General features: G+C 32.6%; 11 protein-coding genes. 8 read left to right on the top strand and 3 right to left on the bottom strand.

The features are described from left to right. The first annotated feature begins 2 nt into the window (after positions 1-2). On the top strand, positions 3-1,049 hold the full coding sequence (locus QRN68_RS14345; RefSeq protein WP_285397574.1) for a nucleotidyltransferase family protein: 1,047 nt from the start codon (positions 3-5) through the stop codon (positions 1,047-1,049). Continuing rightward, positions 1,046-1,729 carry an acylneuraminate cytidylyltransferase family protein gene (locus QRN68_RS14350; protein WP_285397575.1) on the top strand — a complete coding sequence of 228 codons (684 nt, stop codon included), beginning with the start codon at positions 1,046-1,048 and terminating at the stop codon, positions 1,727-1,729. The genes QRN68_RS14345 and QRN68_RS14350 overlap by 4 nt, the downstream gene beginning before the upstream one ends. A gap of 97 nt (positions 1,730-1,826) precedes the next feature. On the opposite strand, the gene QRN68_RS14355 is transcribed toward QRN68_RS14350, so the two are convergent. The 3 genes from QRN68_RS14355 to QRN68_RS14365 are packed head-to-tail and all read right to left on the bottom strand — an operon-like array spanning position 1,827 to position 5,071. Then, positions 1,827-2,537, bottom strand: a complete 711-nt coding sequence (locus QRN68_RS14355) for an NTP transferase domain-containing protein (protein WP_285397576.1) — start codon at positions 2,535-2,537, stop codon at positions 1,827-1,829. Position 2,538: 1 nt separating this feature from the next. Further along, positions 2,539-3,498, bottom strand: coding sequence for a DMT family transporter (locus QRN68_RS14360; RefSeq protein WP_285397577.1), 960 nt, complete (start codon positions 3,496-3,498; stop codon positions 2,539-2,541). Beyond that, positions 3,491-5,071, bottom strand: a complete 1,581-nt coding sequence (locus tag QRN68_RS14365; RefSeq protein WP_285397578.1) for a phosphotransferase — start codon at positions 5,069-5,071, stop codon at positions 3,491-3,493. Before QRN68_RS14365 ends, QRN68_RS14360 begins: the two co-directional genes overlap by 8 nt. Positions 5,072-5,206: 135 nt before the next feature. On the opposite strand from QRN68_RS14365, the gene QRN68_RS14370 reads away from it, so the two are divergent. The 6 genes from QRN68_RS14370 (at position 5,207) to fliS (ending at position 13,590) form a co-directional block, all read left to right on the top strand. Next, positions 5,207-7,219 carry a sulfatase-like hydrolase/transferase gene (locus tag QRN68_RS14370; protein ID WP_285397579.1) on the top strand — a complete coding sequence of 671 codons (2,013 nt, stop codon included), beginning with the start codon at positions 5,207-5,209 and terminating at the stop codon, positions 7,217-7,219. A gap of 232 nt (positions 7,220-7,451) precedes the next feature. After that, positions 7,452-8,675, top strand: coding sequence for a flagellin lysine-N-methylase (fliB, locus tag QRN68_RS14375; protein ID WP_285397580.1), 1,224 nt, complete (start codon positions 7,452-7,454; stop codon positions 8,673-8,675). 1,261 nt (positions 8,676-9,936) lie between these two features. Further along, the gene (locus QRN68_RS14380) at positions 9,937-10,308 is read left to right on the top strand and encodes a flagellar protein FlaG (RefSeq protein WP_285397581.1); all 372 of its coding nucleotides are present in this window, start codon (positions 9,937-9,939) and stop codon (positions 10,306-10,308) included. Between the two features lie 22 nt (positions 10,309-10,330). Then, entirely contained in the window at positions 10,331-12,724 is a 2,394-nt protein-coding gene (fliD, locus tag QRN68_RS14385; protein WP_285397582.1) for a flagellar filament capping protein FliD, read from the top strand. A gap of 19 nt (positions 12,725-12,743) precedes the next feature. Then, a complete protein-coding gene (gene fliT, locus QRN68_RS14390) occupies positions 12,744-13,103 on the top strand; it encodes a flagellar protein FliT (protein WP_285397583.1) in 360 nt (119 codons plus the stop codon). Positions 13,104-13,179: 76 nt separating this feature from the next. Next, positions 13,180-13,590: a flagellar export chaperone FliS gene (gene fliS / locus QRN68_RS14395; RefSeq protein WP_285397584.1), complete on the top strand. Its 411-nt coding sequence runs from the start codon at positions 13,180-13,182 to the stop codon at positions 13,588-13,590. Positions 13,591-13,771: the final 181 nt, after the last annotated feature.

Raw genomic sequence — 13,771 nt, forward strand, 5'->3', positions numbered from 1 at the left:
AAATGAAGCAATGGGAAAAGGTTTTAGTGACGAGCAATCAAACACTGTTAGACACGATGAAAATTATAGATGAATCTTCTTTACAGTTTGCTATTGTTGTAGATGAAAAACGCCATTTACTTGGTACGGTGACAGATGGGGATATTCGTAGAGGTATTTTACGTGGTGAAGGTTTAGATGTACCGATTACATCCATTATGAATGCTAAGCCAACGAGTGCTAAAAGGGGACGCAAGCCTTATAAATATAAACAGATAATGAGTGCTAAACAGTTGAGACAGCTACCAATAGTTGATGAGCAGAATAGGATTGTAAATATTTTGTTTATGGATAAATTTGAACAATCCATTAATAAAAATACAGTTGTGCTAATGCTTGGTGGGCTAGGTACCAGACTTCGACCTCTGACAAATGAAATACCGAAACCAATGTTAAAAGTGGGGAATAAACCAATTTTAGAAACGATTATTGAAGGATTTAAGCAATATGGGTATACGAACTTTATTTTCTCGGTCAATTATAAAAAGGAGGTTATTCAAGATTACTTTCAAAATGGTGAAGCTTTTGGAGTAACGATTGAATATGTAGAGGAAAATAAACGTATGGGAACAGCGGGTGCTCTTTCTTTATTAGAGCATAGGCCTGTAGAACCGTTTTTTGTAATGAATGGAGATCTGCTCACGCAAATCAACTTCGATCAACTTATGCAATTCCATATAGAGCATAGATCGGTTGCAACTATGTGCGTAAGAGAGTATGAATATCAAATTCCTTACGGTGTGATTGAAACAAGAGGTGCCGATTTAATTGATATTAAAGAAAAACCATCTCACCGTAGCTTTATCAATGCGGGTATTTATGTACTGAATCCAGAAGTTTTTGACTACATACCAGAAGACCAGTTTTATGATATGCCCACACTTTTTGAGCGATTAATAACACAAAGACAAAAAACATCTGCTTTTCCTATTCATGAATATTGGTTAGATATTGGGCAAATGGATGATTTTAATAGAGCAAACAGTGAATTAAAGGAGTCTTATAAATGAAACCTAAAATTTTAGCTATCATTCCTGCACGTGGTGGCTCGAAAGGAGTCCCACGTAAAAACATTCGAAAACTGGTTGACAAACCATTGATTGCATGGACGATTGAAGAAGCAAAAAAGTCGAAATATATTACTAGAACAATTCTATCATCAGAAGATCCAGAAATCATAGAAGTAGCTAAGCAATATGGTTGTGAAGTCCCTTTTGTAAGACCTTTGGAGCTGGCACAAGACGATACGCCCGGGATTGAGCCTGTATTGCATGTTGTCGATCAGTGCCCAGGGTTTGACTATATTGTTTTATTGCAACCAACTTCTCCGTTACGAACTTTTGAGGATATTGATGGTTGTATTGAACTCATTTTTAAAAATAAATCACCAGCTTGTGTTAGTGTTTCGATTGCTGATACATCCCCATACTGGATGTATACGATGCAGGAGAAAGAACAATTAAGCCCCCTTTTAACAAATGAATTCTTTTCTAGAAGGCAGGATTTACCGAAAGTCTATGCTTTGAATGGCGCAGTATATGTTGCTAAAGTAAGCTGGCTACAAAATAAAAAAACATTTATTACTGACGAAACAATAGGATATGTTATGTCCGAAAGTCACTCTTTAGATATTGATACAGAAGAAGATTTTTTGTATTGTGATTGGAAAATGAGGAAGGGTGTACAATAATAATCATAAGAGTCAAATAGTGCCTACTGGTTTTATCAGAAGACGCTATTTGACTTTTTCATGACCGTTTATAGCTAATAATTTGGAATAAAAACAATTAAGTGTAATACTTATTCTGCTCTACATTTAAGTATTTGATAATTGCACGATACTCCTCTATTGTATCCATTTCAAATAATGAGTTAGAAGGGACATTCACTGCCGTAACATTGAGCATGTTCAGGTTATCTTTTGCGATATCATCCCAATATAACTTTGGATTTGTTAAATAGTTTTGAGTCATATATTTTTTATAAACTTCTTCTAGTATTAAGCAATCCTTTTTATCCCAATAGGAAATACCAGATAAAGAAGATCGAGCTTCGTTAGTTATTATAATATCTTCTACTTTGTTATTACGTACAATTGGACACCATTCTAGAGATGTTGAATTTCGTAATATTGTAAAGTACGTACTGCTTGTCACTTTAATTTTAAAGATATTTTCTGTAAGTACAGTATCTGCATCAATTACCCAAGAGTTTGAGAAATGTGGCAGTGCTAATGAAAAAGTATATATACTATTGAATATTTCATAATAAGGATTATTAATGAGCTTTACTTGGATATAACGATTTTTCAAATAATTGAATTTATCAGACATATGACCTGTTATGATATAAATCGGTGAAATATTAGCATCAATCAAAAAAAGAATTGTTCTTTCAATATTAGGAGTGCCTTGAATCGGAAATAATGATTTATGATTATTCTCTGTGTATTCTTCAAAACGTGAGCCGAGCCCGGCTGCTAAAATAATTGCATTCATATTACAATACCTTTCTGTTAAATTTTAAAAGTTGAAAAAAGTCTTGTGGCCTATTAGTTGTTAAAAGAGACCCACTAATAATTATACAGGCTAGGACCAGTTCTCTAAGTGATACACTGAAACCTAAAAATAAACTAATTAGTATTGCCCATGCAGAATAACTAATATTTAGTCCTGTCGCTTTTATTGGTCCAATGCTATTGATGGAAGTATAGTAAAATAAATAAGATACGGTACCTGCAAGAGCCGTAATAAAAATATATAACACTAAGGAATTGCTAAAAATTAGTTTTACAATTTCATAGCCATCAATAAGTGGAATAATGATGAGGGCAAAAATAACAGCTGATGTTGTTTGCCTTAAATATAGCGCAATAACTGGAATAATATTATCACGCATTCCATACGCACTTATAACAGATTCAGCTCCCCAACCAATAGCACATAAAGCCGCAAAAAAAAAGCCGAGTATAAGGTTAGTATTTGACTCTGAAGAAGTAAAGCCTAAAGCCATTGTAGAAAATATAGTTATGCTTAGACCAACTCCCGTTTTAAATGTCAGTTTTTCTTTTAAAAATAATACACTTAAAAACGCACCAACAGCTGGATAGGTAGCGGAGATGATGGCAGTATACGAAGGTCCAATATAGTAAATAGCCATCATATAGCCAGCCATACCTAAAGGGCCCCCAAAAAAAGCTGCTAATATGATTACTAGACTTGTTTTATTATGTATAATATTTTTTAAATCACTTAAGTATTTTTGCTTAATGATATAAACAAGTATCCATAAGCTTGAAAAGCTATCGTGTAAAAATGTGATCACTAAAGGAGCAAAAAAAATGGATGAGTCAAGTAAAGGTTGATCTAATAGGAGCCCTATAAATACAGTATCAACTCCCCATAGAATACCACCAAATAAACCTAACCATAAACCTTTAATATAGTGAGCATTAGACATATTGAATAAGCTCCCTTAGTGTTTTCGATCCTCTTTCATATCTTTGCAAACCGTAAATTTCAAAATCGGTTACATTGCTTTCTTTTTTTACTAAAGCCCATACAGCCCAAAGTATATCTTGAAATGCCTGATAAATTTTTATTTTGATTAAATCTTGTTCAGACGGTGAGCGATTAAAATAAAGAGACAAGAATATATACTCATCTTCTCTGCTAGATTCGGATTCTAATAGATAAGATGCCAAATCCCAATAGTAGTCATTTGTACCTGAATATTCCCAGTCGATTAAAAACAGTTTGTTCTGTTTATCCAGCAATAAGTTTTCAGGTACTAAATCGTTGTGGCAAGGGGCCTGACAATATTCGAAGTCAATTAGTAATTGATTGTTAATATAATTTATACTATTTAGTACTTGTTCGTAATTATTATAAGAAATAGGGTTTTGTAGTAATTTTGTGTATTTTTCTAAAACTTCTATAAAATTAAATTCATTAATAAATTCCACATTAGATTGATGTAATGTTTGTAACAGTGATGCAACTTTTCTTAAATTCTTTGGCGATCGAGCTGTATGTTTTGAAAGAGTAATACCATCCGGAATATATTCTGTTATTTTAAAGCCATCCGAACCATCAATGAGTAAAGTGGGTGCATTAATTTTTAGATCCTGAATTAAATTAATATTATATGGTTCATACATTCTATTAATTAATGAATCGGTACCAGAACCAGATAATCTAACAAAGTATGTATTTTTCAACGTTGTTACTTTGAAGTTATTATTAGTCATCCCACCAACTAAAGATATATATTCTATAGGTTCTGTAATAATGGAAGTAATTTTTTCTTTGACAATACGTACGTTTTTATTAAATAAATTTACTGCAAAAAAGATATTATCCCGTGCTTTACAATATGATTTATAATCATTGATATTAATCCATGGAGTATTATCAAAATGTAAGCAATGGATAGGATATTCATTTTGAAGGTGTATCATAATCTGTTCGTATTTGTGCATAGAAATGTTTTCCATAGAGTATTTATCTAACATTGCATTAAAAAGAGCATAACTTATTTTTGCAATTCCTATTGTATTTGCATTAATAGCGCTATGTTGCTTAGTATTTTTGGATTGGTCAGTTAAGTCAAAATCTGTATCTACTTCTACAAAATTTTCATCATTAGAACTTGTTAAATCACTAATAGCAGTTACAATTGGAGCAGTGTTTTCAGTAACTGCTTGAATAATGTGTGATGGGATAATTAAATCACCTTTTAGTACAAGAAAATCCTGAGTAATGAACTGTGAAGCTAATGAAAGAGAATGCATCGATTCTTTATCCATATAATCTGTATTATGAATCCAAGTGATATTACCTTTTGTTTTATAGTTATTTTTTATTGCTACACTTTGAAATCCAGTGATTACTATAATTTTAGTGAAATTCAAATTTTCTAACGTATTTAACATACTTGTTAAAATATTCTCATTTGAAAAAGAAAGTAAGCAAGGCTGTATTTCTAAATCTATTATTTCTTTATCAGCTAAGATAATAGCAGTTTTAACCATTAAAGTCCCCTCTACTATAAGAATATATTACTCGAACTATATAATAATAATGATACAATAGATATAATTTGAAAGGAAAGAGAAAATTTAAATGATGATACAATAGTTATAATTTGAGAGGGAGAGCAAATATTAATGATAACAAGAGTAAAGAGTTTACATAAAGAAATTCAGGAATTAATTCAAACGGTTACCTATGATATAAATGAGTTAGAAAAAAAATTAATGGAATTAGGTGCTTTAGCTAAAACGGAGACATATTTTGTAGCGTTCTCAACACATTGTTTTAGTAATGAAAAAATTGAAGAGGCTAAAGAACTAATAAATGAGGGATTATTACGTTTTTCTTATTCCTACTCACTTCATTTTAATGCAGCAATGTTAGGTTATGTTCAACGAGAATATGAAAGAGCCTTTTTTCATTTTGGCAAGTGCTTGAGACTAGCTGACAATCAAAAGGAAATAGAAGATGTTGAAAATAATCTGGAAACACTAGTCCAAATCGTAGGAAAAACTAAAGAGATGTCAATAGAACAGTTAGAAGAGCAAATAAGTTTTGTGAAAAAATTAGCTATAGAAGGCGAAGAACGTGCCTATCCTATTGATAAGTTTGGAGAGAGTTTAATTCGTAAAGTCCAAGAAATAGGAAATGAATACGAGAATATGACAAATTTATATAAAAATACCTATTTGGAGGATTTGAATAATTTAACGCGTTTTTTTGCAAAGGCTGAATATTATTTAGGAAAAAGAAGTGAGAACTATGAGTTCGATTTTACAACGAATACTACTTTACCTGTCTCTTATTTAACTGAGGATACGACACTGCAGATTACGATAAATGGTGAAGTTTATAATTATAATGATTCTACGCTAAGGTTTGGACAATATAATTATTTAACATTTGAAAAAGGAAGCGTACATATCCAATCAGACAACCCTATTTTTATTGGAAAACCAATACCGTTAAAAGATGCACCGAAGAAATATAAATTGATTCTTCATACATTTATCGATGGTTTGTCAGGTGTATATTTAGAAAAGCATTCGGATGAAAATTTATTGGGAAGAACACTTAATGTATTTTCGAAAAAATACGAAAATCTAAATTGTTACGCTTCGGCAGATTGGACATTTCCAAGTAATGCAGGAACAGTTACAGCTGTGGATACAATAGCTCATGGACAATATCACCCAATATTTAGTCATGATTTTTCTGAAAAGCAACAATCTCTTATTGAACTTATTCGAAAGGATGGTTATTTTACTGCGGCATTTACAGGAGATTGGCGTGGCACCCCTCCTCATGGCTATGGAAAGAGCTATAATCGAATAGTTTATAAAAATTCTACGGGTGGTTTTGCGACAAGTGAGTTAATGGAGGAAGTTATTGATCACCTTGATACATTTAAAGATAAAAATAATTATATATGGATTGTGTTGCCTGATTTACATGATGTTGCAGATGAATTATTTATGGGGATTAATGGACAAGTACATACTCCAGCTCAAAACCGCTTGAAAGCAAATAAAGGGCAGACATCAGTATTGTCAAATTATGATGAGCAAAAAATTATAAGATATAAGGAAGAGTTAAAGCGTATCGACTTACATTTATCTCTTCTTTTAAATTATATTAAAGGGAATTATAAAGAAGACGAAGTTTTAATTATTATACATTCCGATCATGGGCAAGGTTACTTTATCGAAAATCCTTCTCAATTTTTACATGAGGAAAGAACGAAAGTACCATTTATGTTGTTAGGAGGAGTACAGAATAAAACTAGTAATAAATTAATGAGTAACCTAGATATTTATCCAACTGTTTTAAACTTACTTGAAATTGATTATGAAAAAGATAGGTTACATGGTAAGTTGCTGGAGGATTTTGGTGGAGAGAAGAGGAGATTTGTTTTTACTGAGTCTTACCACCCAAATCGAGAATATCGTGCTGTAATTCATAGTAAGGATATAAATTTATATTTTGAAACAGTAGGTAAAGTTGATAATTATGGTCTTGTGGATTTAGAGGATTTCAATGTAAGTGTAGAAATTCTAAATAACGAATCGTCTACTGAAGAAATAAATAGTTTTAAAGAGCGATATATAAATTGGATAATAAAAAAGAGAGCGGTATTACAAAAATAAATTTAGACTTAAGTAGGAATCAAAAATTTTAAAACTTGATGAAAGTTTTATTTCTAAGGTCAATTTGTATGGTGAAAATAGTATAATGAGCATGGGTTTGAAACGAGTATTAGGGACAATAAATTTTTGGATAAACTTCTTCCTTGAATAAAGAAGTAAGTAGCTTGATCCGACAACTAGGTTTATAAACACCAATTTCAAATTAGGGAATGGTGGAAAAGGAGTGAGTGTGATGAGACCTATTTTAATACCAGAATATCTTTCGGAATTCCGCTGTATAGGCGGTGCTTGTGAGGATACTTGCTGTGTAGGATGGAGAGTTACAGTAGATAAAAAAACCTATCAAGCCTATCGTAGAGTACGTCATCCCGAAATGGTGGAAAAGCTTCAGAAATATGTGAAGCGAGATCGTAAGCAACAGAATGATTCTAGCTATGCAAAATTTATTCTTGATGAAAATAAGAAGTGTAGCATGATATTAGATGATGGATTATGTAGTATTCAGAAGGAGTTAGGTGAAGAATTTTTATGTAATACATGTGCTATTTATCCAAGAAATCTTACAAAGGTAGGGCATGTTACAGAAAAAAGCTTAACGTTATCTTGTCCAGAAGCTGCTAGAATAGTTCTTTTACGTGAAGAGGGTTTAGGTTTTATTGAAACTGAAGAACCAAAGGACACGCGAGGATTAGTAATTAATGAACTTAATATAGAAAAGCATCCTCATTTTTGGGATTTACGTATTTTTACTATTCAGCTTATGCAGAGCCGCCAACAACCTATTGAAATTCGTTTAATTATTTTAGGTTTATTTATACAAAAAATTGAGCAATTAAAGCCAAGTGAATTGGAACGAGAATTACCTGAAATTATGCAAGATTATTTGAATCGTTTGGATAATGAGAAATTTATCGAATCATTAAACAATATTCAAGGTAACTTAAATTTCCAACTTACTTTAGCGCGTGAATTAATTCGCTATCGCATGTCTGATGGGAGTGCTTCAAAAAAATATTTAACCATTCTTCAGCAACTCTTAGAAGGTTTAGGGTTGGAGGAAGATAAAGATAATGAAGGGTGTGGAAATATGGAAGAAGCTATTTCGAAATATCTCACAGCCTATACGAATTTTTACGAATCATTTATGCAAAAACAAGAATATATGATTGAAAATTATATCGTGAATTATGTCTTTAAAAATTTATTTCCATACGACTATAATACACTTTTTGAAAGCTATATAATGCTCGTTATTCATTTTGCACTTATTAAATTACATTTAATTGGGATGTCTGCGAAACAGCAGCAGTTAACGCAGGAGATGGTAGTAGAATGTGTTCAACAATTTGCGAAAGTTATTGAGCATAACCCTCATTATTTAAAAGGTGTACGAGAAGGAATAGATCAATCTGGATTTAATTCGATGGGGCATATGTTTGTCATGATAAAGAGTTGAATAATCTGATTGAGTTCAGAATAATGAGTTGCTTTATGACTGGGGCTTTTATGACAATAATTTTAAATAAATTTTAAGAAATGGATTTTAAAATAAGCTCTGCTACTTTTAATCGTATTTCTTGTCGTCACTATTAAATAAATGCTTCAAACATCGAGAGCTTCCTTCTTCCCAATCAAATTGCCCTAACAACGTTCTTATGTCATTGTAGCTGCAATCTTCTAATATTGTCCAACAGGATAGCCTATTGCATAGCGCCTTTTTAGAGCAAAAGAAGTGAGCTGTGTATAATGAATGTTTATAAAAATGGTGCGTAAAAAATTTGGTTTTACGCACTAATCTTTGTAGCCAATTTGGAGGAGAATGGAGCTGTTCCAGATTGTATGCCTGAATAGTTTGGATAAATTTATCTTGATTGGCAAGGGCATCTATGTCTTATGATTCTTGTTGTAGGGCATTAAGCCACAGATATTCTTCGTTTGCTAAATTCACGTATACGATCTTTTGAAGTTTCGTATAAAGTCTGCATTCAATTCGACAGGAAGCAATAATGCTTCGAAATTAGATTACCTATTTTCAGCTATTAATACAAATAGCTTTAAAGAACGTGGCGCAATTTTACTATCCCCATCTTGCAAGTGGTTAGGAATCCAAGAATAGGTTTTCCATTTGTCATTGGCACCCCATAAAACTCCCAACAATAGTAATCATCATATTTTCATAAATCGTATGCTTTATTAGCAGGGATCACAGTTTTTACAGTTAATGGTACATTACAAATATTGATTATATAATCAGCCCAATTTCCAATGTTATTTGCTAATCAATTCGTAAAATATGTTGTCTTAAATCAAAACATCTGCAGAGTCTGAAAAATCCTTCCAAAATAAGTCATTTCTTAAAAAATCTTTGGGGAAAAATGTTTATAATGTCTCCGGCGCTCTAACCAAATAAGAAAGTAGGATGCAAATGGGTGCAGCCAGCGCTTGGTAGGAGTTAATGATTTTATCAAGTTCATCGTACATGAGAAATAACCATTTACCATGTTTATTTAAATCTTTGTCTACTTCCGTAATCTTTGATTTCGAGTACGTACAAATTCAGTTGGAAGGGAATTAATGTAAATTTCGGAAAGAGTAATATCTTTTCATAAACGAATTTCATTTTTTATTGATGATTTATGGAAAAACTGAAATTTTTTTTTTTTTATCCGATATTATTCATAGCAACGCTTGTAATAGATTCAAGGAGGATGGAAAACATGCGTATTTCAGAAAATACACATCTGGATGCAATGCCTATAAACCAAACTGTTTCTAAAAATAGACCAATAGTTGAGAGGATAACGAAGCAAGGAAGCGAAATATCCACTGTTGAACAAATACAACCACTCGAAAATACTGAAGAAGCAAAGATAAAAGTTCAACAAGCTGTTGATACAATGAATCAATTGTTAGAGGTTACAAATAATGCAGCGAAGTTTGTTTATCATGAAGGCTTGGACCGATACTATGTTACAGTAGTCGATCAAGATACCGATGAAGTAGTAAAAGAAATCCCACCCAAAAAGCTATTAGACGCATTTTATGAAATGCAGAAAATGCTTGGGATGATTGTAGACGAAAAAATATAAGAAACTTTAGGAGGAAAATAGAATGGTCAATAGAATCGGTGGTTTAGCATCCGGAATGGATATCGATGAGTTAGTAAAAAAAATAATGTCTGCGGAAAGAGCACCTTTAAATAAGTTGTACCAACAAAAACAAAAGTATGAATGGCAACGTGACGCGTATCGTAGCGTAAATACAAAACTTAAAACATTTGATAATTATATTGCAGATAATCTAGTACTAAAAGATTTAAATTCTAAAACTGCTACTAGCTCAAATTCTAATTTAGTTTCAGTAACTGCAACAGGAAAAGCAGCAGGTTCGCTTTCGATTGAAGGTGTTTCACAGCTAGCTTCGGCTGCTCGTTTGGTTGGAGACCAAAAAAATGCAGTTGGTTCTACTAAAATGGTCGATTTAGGTGCAACAGGTACAATAGAATTTAAGGCAATACAAAGCAATGGTCAATTAGCAAATGAATCAACAAAAATTGAAGTCACAGCGGATATGACAGTGGACCAATTCATTACTAAAGTAAACAATAGTAACGCAGGGATTAGCGCTATTTTTGAAAATGGTCGTTTCTCATTTGCAGCCAAAAATACTGGTGATATCAAGGGTGAAGACGAAATTCAAATTGTTAATGGACAAGACATTTTTAACAATTTAGGGTTTGCTGACCCTAACAAAGTTCAAAAAGCGGAAGGGAAAAATGCAATTTTCACTGTGAATGGGATTGCAACTGAACGTACAACTAACAATTTCTCAATATCAGGATACAATGTAACTTTGAAAGAGACATTTAATCAGGGTTCTACAATCGCAAATAAATATAATGCTGCGTGGAATGAGTGGAATAATGCTGCTAATAATACAGATTTTACTGATTTAGCTAACAAGAAAAGTTTTGCAATAGGCGACTACAATGCAGCTAATACAAATTATGATGGCAAATACAATTCCGTTTTTTCTAACGCCTCATTAACTGAAGAGCAGCAGGCAACATATAATAAAATCAAAAATCGTAATTTGTTAATGAATTTAACAGATGTCAATATTAGTGAACTGCGCTCCTTAAATGCAGATACTTCTTCTGATGCTGCCTTTCAAGCATGGTTGAAAAATGCTACAACAACTGAAATTTCCGATGATTTAAAAACAAAGCTAACAGGAATTTCTTTAGAACAATTTACAGCATTGAAAGACTTAGATGATACGTCATTAGAAAAAATGAAGAGTGCCGCAGAGTTAAAAACTTACGAATTATTAGGCCCTAAATTTATAAATAGCTTGAGTTCTGACGAAGTAAACAAAATCAAAAATATGCTTGGACAATCTGAAGAACAATTTAACGCTTCCATTGATGCTTTGAAAAATTCTACTGATGAAGCTGATAAAGCATTAGCAAATAAATTAAGCGCATTGAATGGGGAGCAAAAACAAGCTTTACGTCAGCTTTCGAATACCCAATTCGATAATTTTAAAAGCGTAGCAACAGCCGAGATAGAAAAAAACGGGAAATTACAGTTGAAAAATACTGCTGAAGCAAATGAAACTGCTGCTCTTAATCGTAGAACGGCTGCTGAAGAAACACTTAGAGCTGCTTATCAAGATTATAAAGTACAAAATGGTAGTATTGCTGGTGTTGATGAATCTGATTTGGGTACATATAAACAATCAGTAACTGTTCCTGGTAATACTACAAATGCTGTTACAATGACAGCGACAACAAATGTTGATGAAATGATGAATAAAATAAAGGACTTTGTGACAACTTATAATGGTTTTATTACGGACTTAAATGACCAACTAAAAGAATCAAAATATCGTGATTATGCTCCATTAACTAGTGAACAAAAAGAAGAGATGTCCGAAAGTGAGATTAAGCTTTGGGAAGAAAAGGCGAAGAGTGGTTTACTTCGAAATGATCCCCTTATTCGAAAGGGCTTGTCAGATATGCGATCCCTAGTTTATCAATCGAACCCAGCTATCACAGATACAAAATATAATACCCTATTTAGTATAGGTATTACGACATCTGAAAACTATAATGATGGCGGCACACTGAAAATCGATGAAAATAAATTACGTAAAGCGATAGAAGAAAATCCTGATGCAGTGGAAAAGCTATTTAAAAACAGCGAAGGTAAAAAAGAAGACACGATAAATGGTAACACAGTTGATACACGAGGCTATTTAGATAAACTACGATTTGAATCGATGAAATCATTACAGATTAATATTGAGAAAAAAGCTGGACGCTCTACGATGTCAGACGCTCAATATGCAATAGGTAAAAGTTTAATCGATACAGAAAGTCGTATTGATACTTGGAAGAGAAAACTAGAAACCGTCGAAGCTCGTTACTGGAAACAATTTAATGCCATGGAGCAAGCGATAAACAAAGCAAATCAACAATCTGGTATGTTTGCGCAGCAATAAGCTACAGTAGGAGAATGTTATGCAACTAATAAATCAACTATTGCAGGTATCGGCTAATTTATTTAAACTTTTGGACGACATTCCAAAAGGTGAAGAACGTGATGAATACATTAACAACATTAACAATATGTTGAACAAACGTGGAAAGATCATTGAAGATTTAGTTCAAGAGGGTTTTCATTACGACGAACAAAATCGCGTTCATCGTACGTTATTAGAACTCGATAATGGAATTAAAGAACGATTGGCTGTTGTCATGAGCGCCGTAAAGCAAGATATGGCAAACCTACAAAAAACGAAAAAAAGTGAACAGCAATACTTCAATCCATACTCAAATGTTCGTGTTATGGATGGAATGTATTATGACAAAAAGAATTAAAATTTACCTATTAGCTTTTCCTCGTAATATGGTTTAAAATAGTAAAAAAGTAACCTTTAAAAGGAGTTGTCCTTTATTGGCAGCAAATTTAACAGCACAAAATGCGTATAAACAAAATAGTGTTACCACTGCTTCCCCTGGCGAGCTTACGTTAATGCTTTATAATGGATGTTTGAAGTTTTTGCATAAGGCTAAACTATCGATCCAAGAAAAGAATATCCAGGAAAAAAATACAAATCTTATAAAAGCACAGGCGATTATTAGTGAGCTTATGGCCACGTTGAATATGGACATCGAAGTGTCAAAAAATATGTTTGCACTTTATGAGTATATGAACCATCGTTTAGTAGAAGCTAATATTCAAAACGATATTGCTTTTATTGAAGAAGTTGAGGGTCTTGTGACGGAATTCCGTGATACATGGAAGGAAGTTATTCGCATCAATCGACAACAGCAATTCGGTCAAGGTAACACTGGACAAATTTAGACAAAATAAGAGGCCATCGAAGGATGATGGTCTCTTTTCTTTATAGGAAAGAAGAAATACGAGATTTTATATCATACAAAAGGGAATCGTAAGCCCGAATTCAAAAAAATATGCGCACCTCACGGCACGCACGACAAATGGCCAGCTTTCTGATGTTTTTTTCAGATAGCTGGCTTTATTA

The organism is Lysinibacillus sp. fls2-241-R2A-57, from assembly GCF_030209535.1.
GTDB lineage: Bacteria > Bacillota > Bacilli > Bacillales_A > Planococcaceae > Lysinibacillus.

Coding starts and splice junctions, on each gene's coding strand:
- QRN68_RS14345 (WP_285397574.1), top strand. CDS start 3: ATGAAGCAATGGGAAAAGGTTTTAGTGACGAGCAATCAAACACTGTTA.
- QRN68_RS14350 (WP_285397575.1), top strand. CDS start 1,046: ATGAAACCTAAAATTTTAGCTATCATTCCTGCACGTGGTGGCTCGAAA.
- QRN68_RS14355 (WP_285397576.1), bottom strand. CDS start 2,537: ATGAATGCAATTATTTTAGCAGCCGGGCTCGGCTCACGTTTTGAAGAA.
- QRN68_RS14360 (WP_285397577.1), bottom strand. CDS start 3,498: ATGTCTAATGCTCACTATATTAAAGGTTTATGGTTAGGTTTATTTGGT.
- QRN68_RS14365 (WP_285397578.1), bottom strand. CDS start 5,071: ATGGTTAAAACTGCTATTATCTTAGCTGATAAAGAAATAATAGATTTA.
- QRN68_RS14370 (WP_285397579.1), top strand. CDS start 5,207: ATGATAACAAGAGTAAAGAGTTTACATAAAGAAATTCAGGAATTAATT.
- fliB (WP_285397580.1), top strand. CDS start 7,452: ATGAGACCTATTTTAATACCAGAATATCTTTCGGAATTCCGCTGTATA.
- QRN68_RS14380 (WP_285397581.1), top strand. CDS start 9,937: ATGCGTATTTCAGAAAATACACATCTGGATGCAATGCCTATAAACCAA.
- fliD (WP_285397582.1), top strand. CDS start 10,331: ATGGTCAATAGAATCGGTGGTTTAGCATCCGGAATGGATATCGATGAG.
- fliT (WP_285397583.1), top strand. CDS start 12,744: ATGCAACTAATAAATCAACTATTGCAGGTATCGGCTAATTTATTTAAA.